Annotated in this window: 15 protein-coding genes; 6 read left to right on the forward strand and 9 right to left on the reverse strand. The window is 70.4% G+C overall.

Annotated elements, in window-relative coordinates:
* On the reverse strand, positions 1-2,154 hold the full coding sequence (locus VH112_14330; GenBank protein ID HEX4541415.1) for a prolyl oligopeptidase family serine peptidase: 2,154 nt from the start codon (positions 2,152-2,154) through the stop codon (positions 1-3).
* Between the two features lie 253 nt (positions 2,155-2,407).
* Between VH112_14330 and VH112_14335 the strand changes: the two genes are divergently transcribed.
* Positions 2,408-3,709: an acyl-CoA dehydrogenase family protein gene (locus VH112_14335; GenBank protein HEX4541416.1), complete on the forward strand. Its 1,302-nt coding sequence runs from the start codon at positions 2,408-2,410 to the stop codon at positions 3,707-3,709.
* On the opposite strand, the gene VH112_14340 is transcribed toward VH112_14335, so the two are convergent.
* Positions 3,693-4,475 carry a phytanoyl-CoA dioxygenase family protein gene (locus VH112_14340; protein ID HEX4541417.1) on the reverse strand — a complete coding sequence of 261 codons (783 nt, stop codon included), beginning with the start codon at positions 4,473-4,475 and terminating at the stop codon, positions 3,693-3,695. The two genes, VH112_14335 and VH112_14340, sit on opposite strands and share 17 nt — an antisense overlap.
* Before the next feature lie 79 nt (positions 4,476-4,554).
* Between VH112_14340 and VH112_14345 the strand changes: the two genes are divergently transcribed.
* From VH112_14345 to VH112_14355, 3 genes are all read left to right on the forward strand, one after another.
* Complete coding sequence (locus VH112_14345) at positions 4,555-5,073, forward strand: PadR family transcriptional regulator (GenBank protein HEX4541418.1); 519 nt, start codon at positions 4,555-4,557, stop codon at positions 5,071-5,073.
* Positions 5,074-5,204: 131 nt separating this feature from the next.
* Positions 5,205-5,723, forward strand: a complete 519-nt coding sequence (locus tag VH112_14350; protein HEX4541419.1) for a hypothetical protein — start codon at positions 5,205-5,207, stop codon at positions 5,721-5,723.
* A gap of 463 nt (positions 5,724-6,186) precedes the next feature.
* The gene (locus VH112_14355) at positions 6,187-7,062 is read left to right on the forward strand and encodes a hypothetical protein (protein HEX4541420.1); all 876 of its coding nucleotides are present in this window, start codon (positions 6,187-6,189) and stop codon (positions 7,060-7,062) included.
* Here the strand turns inward: VH112_14355 and VH112_14360 are convergent.
* Positions 7,059-7,835, reverse strand: a complete 777-nt coding sequence (locus tag VH112_14360) for a C40 family peptidase (GenBank protein ID HEX4541421.1) — start codon at positions 7,833-7,835, stop codon at positions 7,059-7,061. The genes VH112_14355 and VH112_14360 overlap by 4 nt on opposite strands.
* 130 nt (positions 7,836-7,965) lie before the next feature.
* Between VH112_14360 and VH112_14365 the strand changes: the two genes are divergently transcribed.
* Positions 7,966-10,806: an aconitate hydratase gene (locus tag VH112_14365; GenBank protein ID HEX4541422.1), complete on the forward strand. Its 2,841-nt coding sequence runs from the start codon at positions 7,966-7,968 to the stop codon at positions 10,804-10,806.
* Between the two features lie 13 nt (positions 10,807-10,819).
* On the opposite strand, the gene VH112_14370 is transcribed toward VH112_14365, so the two are convergent.
* The 5 genes from VH112_14370 to VH112_14390 all read right to left on the reverse strand — a co-directional run bounded on the left by VH112_14370 (position 10,820) and on the right by VH112_14390 (position 15,098).
* Positions 10,820-11,287, reverse strand: a complete 468-nt coding sequence (locus VH112_14370) for a GNAT family N-acetyltransferase (protein HEX4541423.1) — start codon at positions 11,285-11,287, stop codon at positions 10,820-10,822.
* Between the two features lie 53 nt (positions 11,288-11,340).
* Positions 11,341-12,540 (reverse strand): acetyl-CoA acetyltransferase, encoded by a 1,200-nt coding sequence (locus tag VH112_14375; GenBank protein ID HEX4541424.1) that lies wholly within the window; start codon positions 12,538-12,540, stop codon positions 11,341-11,343.
* A gap of 3 nt (positions 12,541-12,543) precedes the next feature.
* Positions 12,544-13,962 (reverse strand): OB-fold domain-containing protein, encoded by a 1,419-nt coding sequence (locus VH112_14380; GenBank protein HEX4541425.1) that lies wholly within the window; start codon positions 13,960-13,962, stop codon positions 12,544-12,546.
* 119 nt (positions 13,963-14,081) lie between these two features.
* On the reverse strand, positions 14,082-14,813 hold the full coding sequence (locus VH112_14385) for a phosphoribosyltransferase (protein HEX4541426.1): 732 nt from the start codon (positions 14,811-14,813) through the stop codon (positions 14,082-14,084).
* Between the two features lie 81 nt (positions 14,814-14,894).
* A complete protein-coding gene (locus VH112_14390) occupies positions 14,895-15,098 on the reverse strand; it encodes a hypothetical protein (GenBank protein HEX4541427.1) in 204 nt (67 codons plus the stop codon).
* A 157-nt stretch (positions 15,099-15,255) separates the two neighbouring features.
* Here VH112_14390 and VH112_14395 point away from each other — a divergent pair, with 157 nt between their 5' ends.
* Positions 15,256-16,344, forward strand: a complete 1,089-nt coding sequence (locus tag VH112_14395; protein HEX4541428.1) for a Zn-dependent alcohol dehydrogenase — start codon at positions 15,256-15,258, stop codon at positions 16,342-16,344.
* Positions 16,345-16,359: 15 nt separating this feature from the next.
* Here VH112_14395 and VH112_14400 read toward each other — a convergent pair.
* Positions 16,360-16,663: winged helix-turn-helix domain-containing protein (locus tag VH112_14400; GenBank protein HEX4541429.1), on the reverse strand; the 304-nt coding region annotated here is incomplete at its 5' end.

A 16,663-nucleotide genomic window follows, 5' to 3' on the forward strand; every position in this document is an offset into this window, starting at 1 on the left:
CTACGTCCCGGACCTCTCGACGAGGTGCTGATGCCCGGCGGCGATCTGGACGCGCCTGGCGCCGCCCTCCGGGCCCACCAGCGTGAGCGTCGTCGGGCCGTCGGTCGTCACGTCGACGGTGTAGGTCGTGCGTGGACCGATGCCGGCGTCGGCCAGCCGGATGGACAGTGCGCCGACGTTGCCCAGGTCGAGCCCGATGGCTGGCCGGGGCCGGGCGTGGGGCCCGAGCTGCCAGTCCAGCTGGGTCACGATCGCCGGGGTCGGGTCACCGGGCACCAGCACGTCGTGGGTCCGCAGGTCGGTGACGCTCGGGTCGGGGTCGGCCGCCGAGGTGGCGTCGATCAGCGCGTCGGGGCCCGCCGAGCGGGCCTGAAGGTCCCGCAACCAGTAGGCGCCGGTCGTGCCGTAGCCGAAGCCGGGGCTGTTACCGGAATCGTTCCAACGGAACGTGACGTGTCCGGGTCGGGTGGCGCGGGGGTCGGAGCCCATGAACCGGGCGGCGTCGGAGAACCCGTCCTGCAGCTCGAAGGCCACGTGGTCCTCGGCGGGATAGAGCAGGTAGCGGTAGCGCGAGCCGCGTCGGTCGAGCCCCTGGGCCTCGGCGATCTCGTCGGTGACCGGCACCAGCTCGTCGGCCGCCCCGCCGGCGAGGTACATGGGCACCCAGCGCACGTTGTCCAGGCTGGAGGTGTCTCCGGCCGCCCCAGCCAGCAGGATCGCCCTGGAGAAGAGGTCCGGATGGCCCTCGGCCAGAAGCCCGGCTCCGAACCCGCCCATCGAGTAGCCCCCGATGACGGTTCGCTCCGGATCGAGCCGGTAGGCGGACGCCACCTCGCGCCAGACCTCCCAGAAGTCCAGCTGGGCCTCGTTCACGAAGCCGCCGGCAGGCCCGCGGCCCAGGGTCCCGACGCAGATCGACTGCCGGGCCTCGCACGCCTGCTGGGAGAGCTTCGGGGTGGTGGCCGCGTACTGGTTGTGGTTCTGGGTGAGGGAGTGGAGCAGGAAGGTGAGAGGTGCCGGACGCGTGGGGTCGTGCCGGCTGGGGACGTAGACGGCGTAGGGCTGGACCCGGCCCAGATAGACAGGCTTGCCATCGGCGAGGGCGCCAACGTCGGTTCGCTCTCCCTGGCCCGGCTCGATCGACGACACGTACCATCGGTCGCTCCAGCCCGTCGGGGCCGGCTCGGGCGTCGTGTGTCGGGCGGCCATGTCCGCCCACCGGATCGTCGTCGAGAAGGCGCTCACGTCCCCGCGGGTCAGGGCCGCGGCCTGGCGATCGTCGTTCCAGAAGTTGTCACCCGGCGGTTCCTGGGCGATCGTGCGAAAGGCCACGTTGTAGACGGCTGGCTCGGTGGGCAGCGCCCCGCGCGCGGGGGCGAAGCCGTCGCCGGACGTGTCGGCCAGCCCCGAGGCCAGGCGCACGACCCAGCTGGCGCTCGGGGCGAGGACGCGGCGGGGAACCCGAACGACGAAGGACCTGGCTCCGACGTCCACGTCGACCGGCAGGCGGGCGAGCACGGCGCCGCTGCGCACGTCCAGGAGACGGGCGCCCCGGCTCGAGACGACCAGCGCCCGGTCGATCCCGGGTGAGCGAACTCCGGCGCCGGCTGGCCACTGACTCCCGCTCGCCGCCGATCCTCCGGTGGCGAAGGCCCACTCGGCGACGGGCACGCTCGGATCGACGAGCGTGTTCCAGTCCACCCGCCACACGGTCGCCGTCGGCTCGAGGAAGACGCCCGCCCTGAAGATGTCGGCGCCGTTGTTGTCCGCTGGGCCGGGCGGGTAGCTGTAGTCGCCGAAGGAGGGGACGCCCTGCTCGGCTGGATCGGCGCCGGGGGCGCCCGGCAGCCCCGGCTGGCCCTGGGCACCGTGGTCGTCGTAGATCCAGTCCGTCCAGTAGTAGCCGCCCCCGGCCAGGCGGCCCGTGCCGGCCGTTCGCGGAAAGCGTTCGGGCCCGGGCCAAGCCGCAGGGGCGGGCAGTGTCGGCGCCGGCCGGAGGGCGGCGACGGGCACGTCGTCGGGCAGCCCGCCCGGCGGGCTCGGCGCTCCCGGAGCTCCCGACGCTTGGGGCACCGGCAAGGCCTGGGCGGGCGCCACCGCCAGCAGGGAGACGACGGCGGCGCACGCGGTGAGCATGGCCACCCGTCGCCTCATCGGCCAAGGTTTCGGGGGGAAGCGGCCGAGATCCTCCCGTGCAGCGGGGCGCGGCCCCTTCATCTCTCGCGTTCCACCTCCTGTCGAAAGTGGGCGGGTCGCGCCGGGCCGCGGTGGCCACTTTCGACAAGAGGTGGAACGCGCCGACACCCTGCGGGCCGGCTCCCGCCGGTTTCATGGTGGGGTCGCCTTCTGGCCGACGGCCGCCCTACGGTGTCGATCAGCGCACGGGCTGGCGCATGCTCGGCACCGGGTGGAGGCAATCGTGGACTTCGAGATCCCCCAGGAGATCCGGGCGACGCTGGGCGCCCTCGACGAGTTCATCGAGCGGCAGATCGAGCCGCTCGAACGCCAGGACGACAACGTCCGCTTCTTCGACCATCGACGCGAGTACGCACGCACCGACTTCGAGGCCGGCGGCGTCCCGCGCCCGGAATGGGAACAGCTCCTGGCCGAGATGCGACGCCGGGCCGACGCCGCCGGTTGGCTGCGGTGGGCGCTGCCCAAGGAGTACGGCGGGCACGAGGCCAGCAACCTGGAGATGGCGATCATCCGGGAGCACCTCGCGGCGCGGGGCCTCGGGCTGCACAACGACCTGCAGAACGAGAGCTCGATCGTCGGCAACTTCCCGACCGTGCTGATGATGCGCGACTTCGGCACCGAAGCCCAGCGCGCCGAGTGGATGCCCGGGTTCTTCGACGGCACGCGGCGCCTCGCCTTCGGGCTCACCGAGCCGAACCACGGCTCTGACGCGACGTATCTCGACACCACGGCGCTGCTCGACGGTGACGAGTGGGTGATCAACGGGCGCAAGCGCTTCAACTCGGGTCTGCACCACGCCACCCACGACATCATCTTCGCCCGGACGTCGGGAGACCAGGGCTCGCCGTTCGGCATCACGGCCTTGCTCGTGCCGACCGACTCGCCAGGATTCTCGGTCGACTTCTTCTGGTGGACCTTCAACATGCCCACCGATCACGCCGAGGTGACCCTTGTCGACGTGCGGGTGCCGAGGTCTGCGGTGTTCGGACCCGTCGACCACGGCCTCGAGCTGGCCCAGCACTTCGTCCACGAGAACCGCATCCGCCAGGCCGCCTCTTCGCTCGGGGCCGCGCAGTTCTGCATCAACGAGGCGGTGGCGTATGCGAACGGGCGCCAGACGTGGGGGCGGCCGCTGTCGCGGAACCAGGCCATCCAGTTCCCGCTGGTGGAGCTGCACACCGAAGCGGCGATGCTGCGCCAGCTGGTGCGGTCCACCGCCTGGGCGCTCGACCGACAGCACCACATGGAGGTCACCCACGAGGTCGCCATGTGCAACTACCGAGCCAATCGACTGGCCTGCGACGCCGCCGACCGGGCCATGCAGACCTGCGGTGGCGTGGGCTACAGCCGGCACATGCCCTTCGAGCACATCTACCGCCATCACCGGCGCTACCGCATCACCGAGGGCTCCGAGGAGATCCAGATGCGCAAGGTGGGCCAGCACCTCTTCGGCCTGGGCTCGTCCGCTGGGCCCGCCTCCACGGCGGGCCGTGGCCTCAGGAGCTCGACGTAGACGACGCCGGTAGGCCGCTCTGATCGAGCAGCTTGCCAGGATGACGGCCGTCGACATAGCCGATGAAGGGCGGGTGAATGTTGTAGCCGAGGAGCTCCTGGAGTCGCACCGGAAGGGTCGACGCCAGGCTCGGGGGGACGGCGAGGACGTGGTTCTCGACCGGCCGCAGCCACGAGGCGGCGTAGTGCAGCACGACGCCCAGACGATCGTCCTCCGTCCGGTTGGCGCCGCCACCGTGCCACACGCTGCCGGTGTAGAGCAGCGCCGTGCCGGCCGGCATCTCGACGGTGACCGTGGGGGTGTCCGGGCCGGGTCGCTCCGACGTCCAGCGGTTGCTCCCGGGCACGATGCGCGTGGCCCCGTTGGCCTCGGTGAAGTTCTGGAGCGGCCACATCACGTTCACGACGACCTCGTCGTGTGGTCGGGGCAGCGGGTAGATGGCGTCATCGGGATGGAGGGGCTGGGCCTGCTCCCCCGGCCCGATCGAGATGCCGGTCGGGGCGCTCAGCTGATAGGCCCCGAGCAGGCGGTCGAGGATGGCGAGCACGTCCGGGTGCAGGGCGAGGGAGTCCAGCGAGCGGGTCTTGGCGAACAGTGCGTACACCCGCCGCGTCCGCCGGCCCTCGAAATCGTCGCGACCCGACGGCGTGCTGGAGAGGATCCCCTCGAGCTCGGCCCGGGCCCACCTGACCTGCTCGGCACCGATGGCGTCGGGGATCGTGGCATAGCCCCGCTCCGCCAGTAGGGCCGCGGTTTCCTCGCTCATGCCCGCTCCTCCCTGCGCTGGTGCGATCATTCCCCAAGGGAATGTGCCAACTCTAACCGTCCAGAAGGGAATGTCAAGCGTGGCTGAGCTGAACGCGACCCAGGGCTCGCTGCTGGGTTTTCTCCACGAGGGACCCCTGACCGGCTGGGACCTGATCCGACGGGTCGAAGGTGGTCTCTCGCGCTTCTGGAACGTCACGTCCAGCCACGTGTACCGCGAGCTGCGCGTGCTCGAGGAGCGTGGGCTGATCGAGGCGGGTCGCCCGGGTGTGCGGGACCGCGTCCCGTTCTCGATCACGGAGCCGGGTCGCAGGGAGTTCCTCGAATGGATTCGTCAGCCACCCGCAGCCGAGCAGATCCGCTTCCCTCTGCTCGTCTCCTTGTGGTTCGGTCGCCATCTCGAGCCGTCGCGGCTCACCGCCTTCGTCGAAGAGGCCCGTCACGAGCATGCCGAGCGTTTGGACCTCTACGAGTCGCTCGATGGGCACCTCGACACTGACGACCCCTCCCGAGACGCAGTGATCCGCTTCGGCATCGCCTACGAGCGCGCCGTCATCGGCTGGCTCGACGAGCTGCGGCAGGTGGGTCGAACGAGCTGATCTCCAGTGAGCTGAGCTCGAACGAGCGAGGACTCGACGAAGCCGGTGTTCGGCGCCTCCAGGATCACCAAGCTCCGGAGGGCATGGAACGCCGTCCCTGGTTTCACACCCGAGGATGACGTGACCACACCGTGGAGCGGCCGATCACACACCGACCCGACGAGCCCGGGCCCCTCGCCGGGGACCACAGACTGCGGGTACTGCTGGATCAGCGCTTTCTGGCGCTGGTGGTCTTCCGGGCCCGCTTGGCGACGGGACGTCGGGTTGTCTTCTTGGTCGCCGGACGCCGCACGGCCTTCTTGGCTGTCGTGCGCCGAGCGGTCTTCTTGGCTGCGGGACGCCGAGCAGCCTTCTTCGCTGCCGGTCGTCTCGCCGTCTTCTTGGCTGCGGGCCGCTTTGCCGTCTTCCTGGCTGCGGGCCGCTTTGCCGTCTTCTTGGCTGCGGGACGCCGAACCGCCTTGCGGGCAGTCGTGCGCTTGATCGTCTTGCGCGCAGCGGTGCTGCGCTTGACGGCCTTCTTGGCTGTCTTCCTGGCGGCAGGTCGCCGGCTCACCGACTTCTTGCTCGCTGACTTCTTGGGTGCAGCTCTAGCCACCCGTCTCCTTGCTACTACCACCGTCATCACCCCCATCTCGTGTTGGACTATATGACGGAGCAAATAAATGGTAGCGGTACTTATGTGTGTCGAGGTGGATGGTGCAGTGTCGCGCGTGTCATAGAGCGGACGCGGTCCACGTCAGCGGGGTCACGTGCGCATCGCGCGTCGTACTTCGTTGGGTCTTGACGTAGGTTTAATCGGGTTGCGGATCAGTCTCGATTGCTTCCGAACCGGGGGGAGGACGGGGTTCTAAACAGGAGCGCCGACGGTGGCGGGAACTCGGCCCTCTTCGGCACCTCCACATTCCCGTCGTGGCCCGAGTTTCCCGAAGCAGACTCTTCGGTGTCTGCTGGAGCAGGAACGGCATGTACGGCCCGGGAGCCAGCCAGGTTGGGGGTGACTCGCAGAGGGCGCCGAGCCACGGCACTATTGAGACGAGGTGATCTGGGGCGGAGACCTCCAAGGAGGTTCCTGACCCACGCCGCGTCGACGACGGCCGAGCCCCAGGACCGATTGTGCCCACCCTGGAAGACACACCACCCTCCGGTACCGCGCTGAGCTCTCCCCGGCCCCGTAGGGGCCGGCGACTGGCACTCGTCGCCCTCGCCCTCGCCGTCGTCGCCGGCGGTGTCGCCTTCGCGGTCACCCGGATCGGCGGACCGAGCGCAGCCCCGGGGTGCACCGCCACGGTGGCGTCCCGCAGCTACCCGCTCGAGCTGGCCCAGGCGGCGAACGCAGCCACGATCGCCGCCGTCGGCAAGCGCAACGGCGTCGAGGACCACGGCGTGACGGTCGCCCTGGCTGCCGCCCTCCAGGAGTCGAGGCTGCACAACCTCCCCAATGGCGATCTCGACTCCGTCGGGCTCTTCCAGCAGCGCCCCTCCCAGGGTTGGGGACCCGCGTCGCAGCTCGTCGTGCCCAGCTACGCGGCGTCGGCGTTCTACCGGGCCCTCGTGCAGATCCCGGGGTGGCCATCGTTGCCCGTCACCGAAGCCGCCCAGCGGGTGCAGCGCAGCGCCGCGCCCGATGCCTACGCCTTCTGGGAGCCAGAGGCCCGCGACCTGGCCCAGGTGCTGACCGGAGAGGTCCCCAGCGGCCTCACCTGCCAGTTCTCGACACCGACCAAGACCAGCGGGTCCAGCACCCTCACCGACGCCATGGCCACCGAGCTCGGTTCACCCGCCCTGGGCGCCACCGTGACGCCAGCCCGGGGCTGGACGGTGGCGAGCTGGCTCGTGGCCTACGCCTACACCTACCGCGTCACGGCCGTGAGCTTCGCCGGCATGCGGTGGACGCCCTCGTCGGCCAAATGGGCGTCGACCCCCCCGGTGCAGCAGCAGGTGCAGCTGACCCAAGCCGGGTCGGCGGGGGCCGGCAGCTCCAGCAGCTAGGGCCGGCTGGCCCCCACGAGGCCGGAGCGGATGGGATTGATGCTCACGACGGTGCCGGAGTCCTCCGCCTCGATCATCCGACCAGGGCTCACGTACATGGTCACGTGACCGATGTTGCTGGTGCTCGACCCGAAGTACAGCAGGTCGCCGGGTTGGAGGCTGGACAGCGCCACGTGGGGTGTCGAGCTGTACTGGTCGGTGGCGGAGTGCGGCAGGGAGACGCCGGCGGCCCTCCACGCCCACATGGTCAACCCCGAGCAGTCGAAGCTGCTGGGCCCGGCGCCGGCGTAGCGGTAGGGCTTGCCCAGCTCGGCCTCTGCCGCGGCCAGGGCCCGCTGACCCGGTCCTGCGTCAGCTGAGGGGGCGGCGACGGACGGTCCCGACGCCGGTCGGGGACTCGAAGATCGGGCGCTGGCCGCCCTGAGCCAGGCGGCCGTCTGCTGGAGGCGCTGGGCCTCGGCCTGGTCGGCGGCCGCCGCCAGCCGCTGCTCGAGCTGGCCCAGGGCCGCCTGCTCCGAGGAGATGCCGGGGCTCAGCGACGAGGTCGCCGAGCTCGCCTCCGCCACCAGTGGCGACTTGGTGGACGCGTTGAGAACGCCGGTTCCTTTCCCCCCGGAGTGAAGCCCGGCCACCAGGGCCGACAGGACGAGGGCGATAGCCGCCATGGTGCCGATGAGATATCGGTTGGGCCATGTCACGCGCTCGTACCCCGCTTCGAGCTCGTCGTGGGTGGCTGAGCCCCAGCAACCCCAGCTGTCGCCGATGAACTTCAAGAGGGTAACGAGCGACGGGCCCCCGATGCCAACCGGCGTCTGTGGCCGCCGGAGCGCCGAGCAACGCGGGCGGGGGTAGGTTGCGACCAGGGTCTCAATGAGGCAGCAACGAGGACGGCAGGAGGAACAGATGGCAGGCAATAGCTTTGGCGCCCGGTCCTCGCTCCAGGTGGGTGACCGCACCTTCGAGGTCTTTCGGCTCGACGCCCTCCAGGAGGGCTTCGACGTGGCCCGCCTCCCGTACTCGATCAAGATCCTGCTCGAGAACGTCCTCAGGCACGAGGACGGCGTGAGCGTGCGGGCCGACGACGTCGAGGCCCTGGCCCGATGGGACGCGACGGCCACGCCGAGCAGAGAGATCGCCTTCGCCCCGGCCCGAATCCTCATGCAGGACTTCACGGGGGTCCCGGCGATCGTCGACCTGGCGGCCATGCGAGACGCCGTGGCCGACATGGGTGGCGATCCCGATCGCATCAACCCGCTCGTGCCGGCGGAGCTCGTCATCGACCATTCGGTGGTGGCCGACGTGTACGGCGTTCCCGAGGCTTTTCGTCGCAACGCCGACCTGGAGTTCGAGCGCAACCGCGAGCGCTACCAGTTCCTGCGCTGGGGACAGACGGCCTTCGCCAACATGCGCATCGTGCCGCCGGATACCGGCATCTGCCACCAGGTGAACCTCGAGTACCTGGCTCGGGTCGTTTTCAGCAACGACGCCGGGCAGGCCTATCCGGACACGCTCCTCGGCACCGACTCCCACACGCCGATGGTCAACGGTCTCGGCGTGCTGGGCTGGGGCGTCGGGGGCATCGAGGCCGAGGCCGCCATGCTGGGCCAGCCCGTGTCCATGCTGATGCCCCAGGTGGTGGGGTTCAGGCTCTTCGGGAAGCTGCCCGAAGCGGTGACCGCCACCGACCTGGTGCTCACCGTCACCGAGATTCTTCGCCACCGTGGCGTGGTGGGGAAGTTCGTCGAGTTCTACGGCCCTGGCGTCGGTGCGGTCCCACTCGAGAACCGGGCCACGATCGGGAACATGTCTCCCGAGTACGGCTCAACGTGCTCGATCTTTCCCATCGACGACGAGACCCTGCGCTACCTGGAGCTCACGGGGCGCCCGCCGGAGCTGCTCGCCCTCGTCGAGTCCTATGCCAAGGAGCAGGGACTCTTCCATGATCCCGACGACCATCCCGCCTACTCCGAGACGGTCGAGCTCGATCTCTCCACGGTCGAGCCGAGCATCGCCGGTCCGACCCGCCCCCAGGACCGCGTCGCCCTCTCCTCGGCGAAGGGCTCGTTCCGACTGGCGCTGTCCGAGATGCTGGGCGAGGAGCCCACCGCCGATCCGGGACCCAACGGCGTGCCCGCCCATGTCGCCGAGGCCAGCGTCGATGCCGCGTCCGCCTCGTCCTTCCCCGCCAGCGATCCCTCCGAGGCGATCGCGGGCGATGTCAGCACAGTGGAGGACGTCGCCCCGTACGCCGCCGCCGCGGGCGGGGGCCAGGAGCCCGGGCCGGCCCGTCCCGAGGTCCAGGTGCCGGTCCGCCTCGCCGACGGGCGAGAGTTCACGCTCGACCACGGGCACGCCGTCATTGCCGCCATCACGAGCTGCACGAACACCTCCAACCCGTCGGTGATGGTGGCTGCCGCCCTGCTGGCCCGGAAGGCGGTCGAGCGCGGGATCGGTTCCAAGCCCTGGGTCAAGACCTCGCTCGCCCCGGGCTCGAAGGTGGTGATGGACTACTACGAGCGGGCGGGCCTGACGCCGTACCTGGAGAAGCTGGGCTTCAACCTGGTCGGCTTCGGCTGCACCACCTGCATCGGCAACTCGGGGCCTCTCGCACCCGAGATCGCCGCCGCCGTCGACGACTCGGACCTGGTCGTGTGCTCGGTGCTCTCCGGCAATCGCAACTTCGAGGGGCGCATCCACCCGCAGTGCCGAATGAACTACCTGGCCTCGCCCCCGCTCGTCGTGGCCTACGCGCTGGCCGGCACCATGGACATCGACTTCGGTTCGGAGCCCCTCGGTGAGGACGAGAGCGGTCGCCCCGTCTACCTGCGAGACATCTGGCCGTCAGTGCAGGAGGTCGAGCAGGTGATCCGCGCCTCCGTGCGTTCGGAGATGTTCCGCGCCAGCTACGAGGCCGTGTTCGACGGTGACGAGCGATGGGTCTCTCTGCCCGTTGCCGCCGGGCGGAGCTACGAGTGGGACGACTCGTCGACCTACGTGCACAAGCCGCCCTTCTTCGAGTCCATGCCGCGCGACGTACCTCCCCTGACCGACATCGCGGGGGCGCGGGTGCTGGCCCTCCTGGGGGACAGCGTCACGACGGATCACATCTCTCCTGCCGGGGTCATCCGCCGGGACAGCCCGGCGGGACGGTGGCTCGTCGAGCACGGGGTCGAACCCGGCGACTTCAACTCCTACGGCGCTCGTCGCGGCAACCACGAGGTCATGATCCGGGGCACGTTCGCCAACATCCGGCTGCGCAACCAGCTGGCCCCGGGCACGGAAGGCGGAGTGACGATCCATCTCCCCGACGGCGAGCCGATGACGATCTACGACGCGGCCATGCGCTATGCGGACGAGGGCGTCCCCCTCGTCGTCCTGGCCGGCAAGGACTACGGGTCGGGCTCCTCCCGGGACTGGGCGGCCAAGGGAACGGCCCTGCTCGGGGTGCGGGCGGTGCTGGCGGTCAGCTTCGAGCGCATCCACCGCTCGAACCTCATCGGCATGGGTGTGCTGCCCCTTCAGCTGCCCGATGGGCAGTCGGCGGCCAGCCTCGGGCTGACCGGCCATGAGGTGATCAACGTCGTCGGGCTGGCCGGGCTCGGTCCCGACGACCCGATCCCCCGGGACCTGACGGTGCGGGCCGACGACACCGAGTTCCAGGCCCGGGTCCGCATCGACACGCCGAAGGAGGCGGATTATTTCCGCCACGGCGGCATCCTCCACTACGTGCTGCGTCAGCCCTGACGGCCGCGCTCTGCTACTGCAGCTGACGCCAGTAGACGAGCGCGTCCTCGCCGTCGACCGCCGACGGCACCCGGCCAACGACAGTGAACCCGATGGACTCGTAGAGGCTGCGCGCCGGGTTGGACTCGAACACGAGGTTGAACAGCAGGGCGTCGAAGCCCAGGCGACGTGCCTCGATCATCGAGTGCTCGACGAGCGCCCGGCCGATCCCGGTGCCCCGGTGCTCGGCGACCACGAAGTACCCGGCGTTGGCGATGTGGGCGGCGCGTCCGACGAAGTTCGGCTTCACGTAGTAGGCGCCCGCCAGCTCACCGTGTTCCCGCGCCGCCACAACGATGGCGGAGCGGGCCAACCAGTAGTCGTCGAACTCGGCCCGATCGAGCGGAGGCGCCTGCGGGAAGCCCTCCTTGTCGTCCACGATCCGGGCGAAGGCGACGAAGAGCTCGTCGTGATCGCTGTCGGTGGCGGCAGCCAGATCCACCGCACGGGAGCTCTCGCGCGGCCCCCGCCGGCCCGGCGTCGAACGCGCGCCGATCAGCCCGGCTGCGAGCCCACGACGCCCACGAACGAGACCATCTCGCCCGGGTAGCCACCCAGGTTGTGAGTGAGCGCCAGGCCACGATCGGCGGCCGAGGCGACCCGACGGTCGTCTGGGGCCTCGCCCCGGAGCTGGAGCCAGCACTCGAACATCATGCGCAGCCCCGACGCTCCGACCGGGTGGCCGAAGCTCTTCAGCCCGCCGTCGGGGTTGACGGGAAGGTCGCCGTCCAGGTCGAAGCTCCCGGCCAGCTCCTCCTTCCACGCCGTGCCCCGCTCGGCGAATCCCAGGTCCTCCATGAGCACCAGCTCCGTCGGCGTGAAGCAGTCGTGGACCTCGGCCATGGCCAGCTGGCGGCGCGGATCGGTGACGCCCGCCTGCTTGTAGGCGTCGGCGGCGCACCGCTCGACCTCGGGGAAGTGGGTGAAGTCGTACTCGGGGTCGATCACACCCGATCCGGTGCCGGCCACCAGCGACAGCGCCTTCACGTAGATGGGCCGGTCCGTGTACCGGTGGGCGTCCTCCGCCCGCACCACGATGGCCGCCGCCGCGCCGTCGGCGACCCCGGCACAGTCGTACACCCCGAGCGGCCCCGCCACGCGCGGCATGTTGCAGATGACGTCCTGAGCCACCTCGCGACGGAACTGGGCCCGTGAGTTGCGGGCCCCGTTGTGATGGTTCTTCCAGGCGATGCGGGCCAGCACGTCCTTGAGCTCGGCCTCGTCGACCCCGTACTTCTTGGCGTAGGCCGGGGCGACGAGGCTGAACATGGCGGCGGCCGTCAGCGACCGGCCGGTGCCGTCGGTCGGAGCCTTGCCGGCTCCGCTGAGGCCCTGGTAGCCGCCATCCTTCACCTTCTCCACGCCGATGGCCATGGCCACGTCGTAGCCGCCCGCAGCCACTGCGTAGGCGGCGCCGCGCAGGGCCTCCGAGCCCGTGGCGCAGAAGTTCTCCACGTGGGTCACCGGCTTGTCGTGGAGCTTGAGCGGGCGAGCCAGGGCGATACCGCTGTTCCCTGACATGGCGGTGCCGAGCCAGTAGGCGTCGACATCGGCCTTCTCCATCCCGGCCGAGGCGAAGGTCTCCTGGGCGGCGTCGACCAGCATGTCGTCGGTGCTCTTGTTCCAGTGCTCGCGAAACGGGGTGCATCCCATCCCGACGATGGCCACCTTGTCCTTGATGCCGTGCGATGCCACTGATCAGCTCCTTGGGATCCGAATGGGTCGGGCCTTCCAAAAATAGTTGTGGATGCCGTCGGCGGTGGAGAGGCGGCGGAACGTCATCTCGACCCGGTCGCCGATCGACAGGTCCTCGGCGTCGACGTCGGTGAGCTCGGACGCGAAGCGCCCACCACCGTCGAAGTCGAGAACGGCGAAGACCACCGGCGGGCTGGGCGAGTAGACGAGCCGGTCGACCGTGAAGGTCACGACAGTGGCGGGGACGTCCGCCATCGGCACCGGCTCCATGTCGTCCACGGCGTCACCCTTCATCGATATCCGCGCCGGGGGGAGATGGATGGCCCCGCTCGAGCGGTCTCGCGAGCCCACGAAGGCGAACTTCCACTCCTCGCTGCGGGCCGCGGCCGAGGACGAGGTCCGCTCAGGCTCCGGGCGGCGGGGCGGCTCCACGGGCAACAGCCCCCGCCAGCTCAGGAACTTGGCGTAGGGGATGCTTGCGCCCGCCTCGACCTGGGCGGCAACGGGCCGCGCCGGCGTGAACGACGACAGGGCATCGCCGGCGCGGAACACCAGCACGTCAGCCCCGTCGGCCAGCACCACGAGGGCGATGACCTGACCCGGTCGGGCCCCCTCCAGGGCCGAGGCGAGCAGCAGCCCGGGATGGGCGGTCCCGGTGTTGCCCACCGTCGTCGACAGGTCGTCGACCAGCGCCTCCTTGGCTGTTCCCAGCCGGCCGGCGAGCGAGCGCACGGCCCGGGCGTGGGTGCCGGTGACGACGATCCGGTCGACCTGCTCGGCCGTGATCGTCGACGCCTTGAGGGCGTCGTTCCACGCCCGCTCGCCGAGGGGAAGGTAGGCAGTCTCGCCGAAGCGCTCCTCCCACACCTTCGAGCGCACGTCCCCCGGCGCGCGCCAGCGGTCGGTGAACTCCTCGGTGGCCGACGCCCCGCCCAGGTAGGTGGCCAGCACCGGTCCATCCGACTCGCTTCCAGTCAGGATGGCTGCGGCGCCGTCGCCACCGGAAGACTCATCCGCGCTAGAGGGCAGTCCCGTCCGCATGTCGGAGGTCACCACGAGGACCGAGCGAGTGCTGTCCAGGGCGGCTCGCAGCGCTCCCACGCCCGAGCGCACGGCCCCGCCCATGTCGATCGCCGGCCGGTCGGAGTCCAATCGCAGGGCGGCGTGGATGGCTGTGGCGTTCGTCTTGTCCTGGTAGGCCGGCGTCGCAGTGGAGAACCACAGCTCGTCCGGCTCGTGCCCCGCGGGGGACGAGTCGAGGGCCAGTCGGGCCGCCTCCATCCCCATCGTCGTGGTGTCCTCGTCGTAGGAGGCCACCGATCTGGTGCCCTTGGCGGGCGCTCCGCCGAGCACCTCGGCGATGGCGGAGCGAGCCAGGCGTCGATACGGCACGTAGCTGCTGAAGCTGAGGATTCCTCGCATCGGACCTTCGGTCTTGGGGCTTGTGGGGTCTTTGTCGCTGTTGGCGCGGATCTGACGTTCGAGTCAGTTTCCCTCCGGCGGCAGTGTACGCGCCACCCCGGTGCATCGCTGACGGAGGGTCAGGACCTGGCGGCGGGCGGCCCCGGTCCCGCTGCCCCCGGTCCCGCTGCCCCCGAGGCGGCGCGCCGGAGGAGGTCGCTGACCTCAGCGTCGGTGGTCTGGGAGAAGTCGTGGTACGAGAGCCCCACGGCGTGGAAGGGACGGGGCGTCGACGCACAGATCACCTCGTCGGCCTCGGCCGCCAGCCGCTCACAGGTTTCCGCCGCGGCGGTCGGAACGGCCACCACGATGCGGGCCGGATAAAGGCGGCGGAGGGCCTGCACCGCGGCCCGCATGGTCGACCCTGTGGCCAGCCCGTCGTCGACGAGGATGGCGATCTTGCCCTTCACGTCGAGCGGTGGCATGCCCGACCGGTAGGCCCCCAGGCGGCGCTCGAGCTCCTGCTCCTCGGCCGCGGCCACAGCCGCTATGCGCTCGGGTGGCACGTCGAGCGCCTCGACCACGTCCTCGTTCACGACCTGGACGCCGCCGCTGGCGATGGCGCCCATGGCCAGCTCCTCGTGGCCCGGAACCCCCAGCTTGCGGACCAGGAAGACGTCGAGAGGAGCCTGGAGCGCCTTCGCCACCTCGAACCCGACGGGAACGCCGCCCCTCGGCAGGGCGAGCACGACCACGTCGTCACGGCCGGCGTAGGCGGCCAGCTCCTTGGCCAGCGTCGTGCCGGCATCGAACCGGTCCTGAAATGCCGTCGCCTTCACTCCATTGGGGACTGGTCGCGGCTCCTTGCGCACGAGCTGCGCCGAAGCGGCTGGTGACCACGGTACCCCCCGGCGGCTCGTCCTCGTCCCGAAGATCGCCGGCGCACCTGTCGCTCAGCCGGGATCGTGCTCTTCGTCCTCGTCCAGGGGGACTGCCCTGGCCTGCTCGAGGGCGTCGGCCTCGGGGACCTCGTTGCCGAGGTGCGGTGCCTCGTCGAGCTCCTCGTCGCTGACCTCGCGTCGCTGCTCGAGGGCGTCCGCCTCGGGCACGTCAGCGCCGAGCTTCGGGTCCTCGGCGGAGCTCACGGGAGCCGGCATCCCGGTGTCGTCGGGCAGGTGCGGGCCATCACCTCCACGCTACAGGTGCTGGCGGCTTCGCCGCCCCGGACGATCAGTCCGCCGGCCGTCCCGGTGGTGGGCGAGGTCGCTCCAGCCTACGATCCCGTGCCGTGGGCGACGTCGAGCGGGTCCGGGCGTGAAGGCGGCGGTGCTCCCCGAGGTCGGAGCCCCGCTCGAGATCGCCGATGTCGAGTTGGCGCCGCCCGGACCCCACCAGGTCGAGGTGCGGGTGGCGGCGAGCGGCGTGTGCCACTCGGACCTGTCGATGCAGAACGGCGGGATCCCCTACCCCTTGCCGGCGGTGCTCGGCCACGAAGGCTCTGGAGTGGTGGAAGCGATCGGGTCGGCGGTGACCCGCGTGCAGCCCGGTGATCATGTCGTTCTCTCGTGGATCCCTCCCTGTCGGGCGTGCCCCCGGTGCCTCGGCGGTCAGCCCGTGCTCTGCGAGCGTGGCCTCACCGACGCCTTGTCGGCGCCCTACGCGACGTGGGCGGGCAGACCGTTGCTGGCCGCCATGGGCACGGCGACCTTCGCCGAGCGAGCGCTCGTGTTGGAGCGGTCGGTCGTCCCGATCGACCCTTCGTTGTCGCTCGAGGTGGCCGCTCTCGTCGGCTGCGCGGTCACGACCGGCGTCGGCGCCGTCATCAACACGGCGCGGGTGTCACCAGGTTCGACGGTCGCCGTGGTGGGCTGCGGCGGTGTCGGGCTGTCAGTCGTGCAAGGAGCAGCGGTGGCGGGAGCCGCGTCGATCGTGGCCGTGGATCGGGTGTCCGACAAGCTGGTGCTGGCGAGCGGCATGGGTGCGACCGAGGTCGTCGACGCGTCCGAGAACGATGCGATCGATGTCGTGCGGGAGCTCACCGGAGGGCGAGGCGTCGACTTCGCCTTCGAGGTGGTGGGCTCGTCGCCCACGATCAAGCAGGCGTTCGGCATGACCCGGCGCGGTGGCACGACGATCCTGGTTGGGGCCGGTCGGCCCGACGACATCGTGTCCTTCACGGCCATGGAGTTGTTCGTCGATGCGAAATCGATTCTCGGATGCGTGTACGGATCGGCCGACCCTGATCGTGACTTTCCTCGACTGCTCGAGCTCGACCGAGCGGGCCGACTCCACCTGGACCGCCTCATCAGCCGCCGCATCGCGCTCGACGAGGTGAACGACGCCTTTCGGGCCATGGACGCGGGCGAGGTGGCGCGCAGCGTCATCGTCTTCGGCGAGAGCTGAGCGACCGCTGAGCGTTCAGGTGGCGGTCGGGCGGAGCACGTACCCGATGCCACGCACCGTGTGGATGCAACGGTCGCCGTGGGCCTCGAGCTTGCGCCGGAGTGCGCTCATGTGGGCCTCCATCACGTTGCCGCTTTGGTCGTAGCCCCACACCTCCATGGCAAACACAGATCTGGATACCACTCGGCCTGGCTGGCGAGCCAGTACCCGCAGCAGCTCGAACTCCGTGCGGGTCAGCTCGATCGTACGGTCACCGCGGAGCACTTCTCGCGCGCCCTCGTCGACACTGAGGTTCCCGACTCGCTTCACGGTGGAGGCC

The sequence above is a fragment of the Acidimicrobiales bacterium genome (genome assembly GCA_036270875.1).
Taxonomy (GTDB): Bacteria; Actinomycetota; Acidimicrobiia; order Acidimicrobiales; family AC-9; genus AC-9.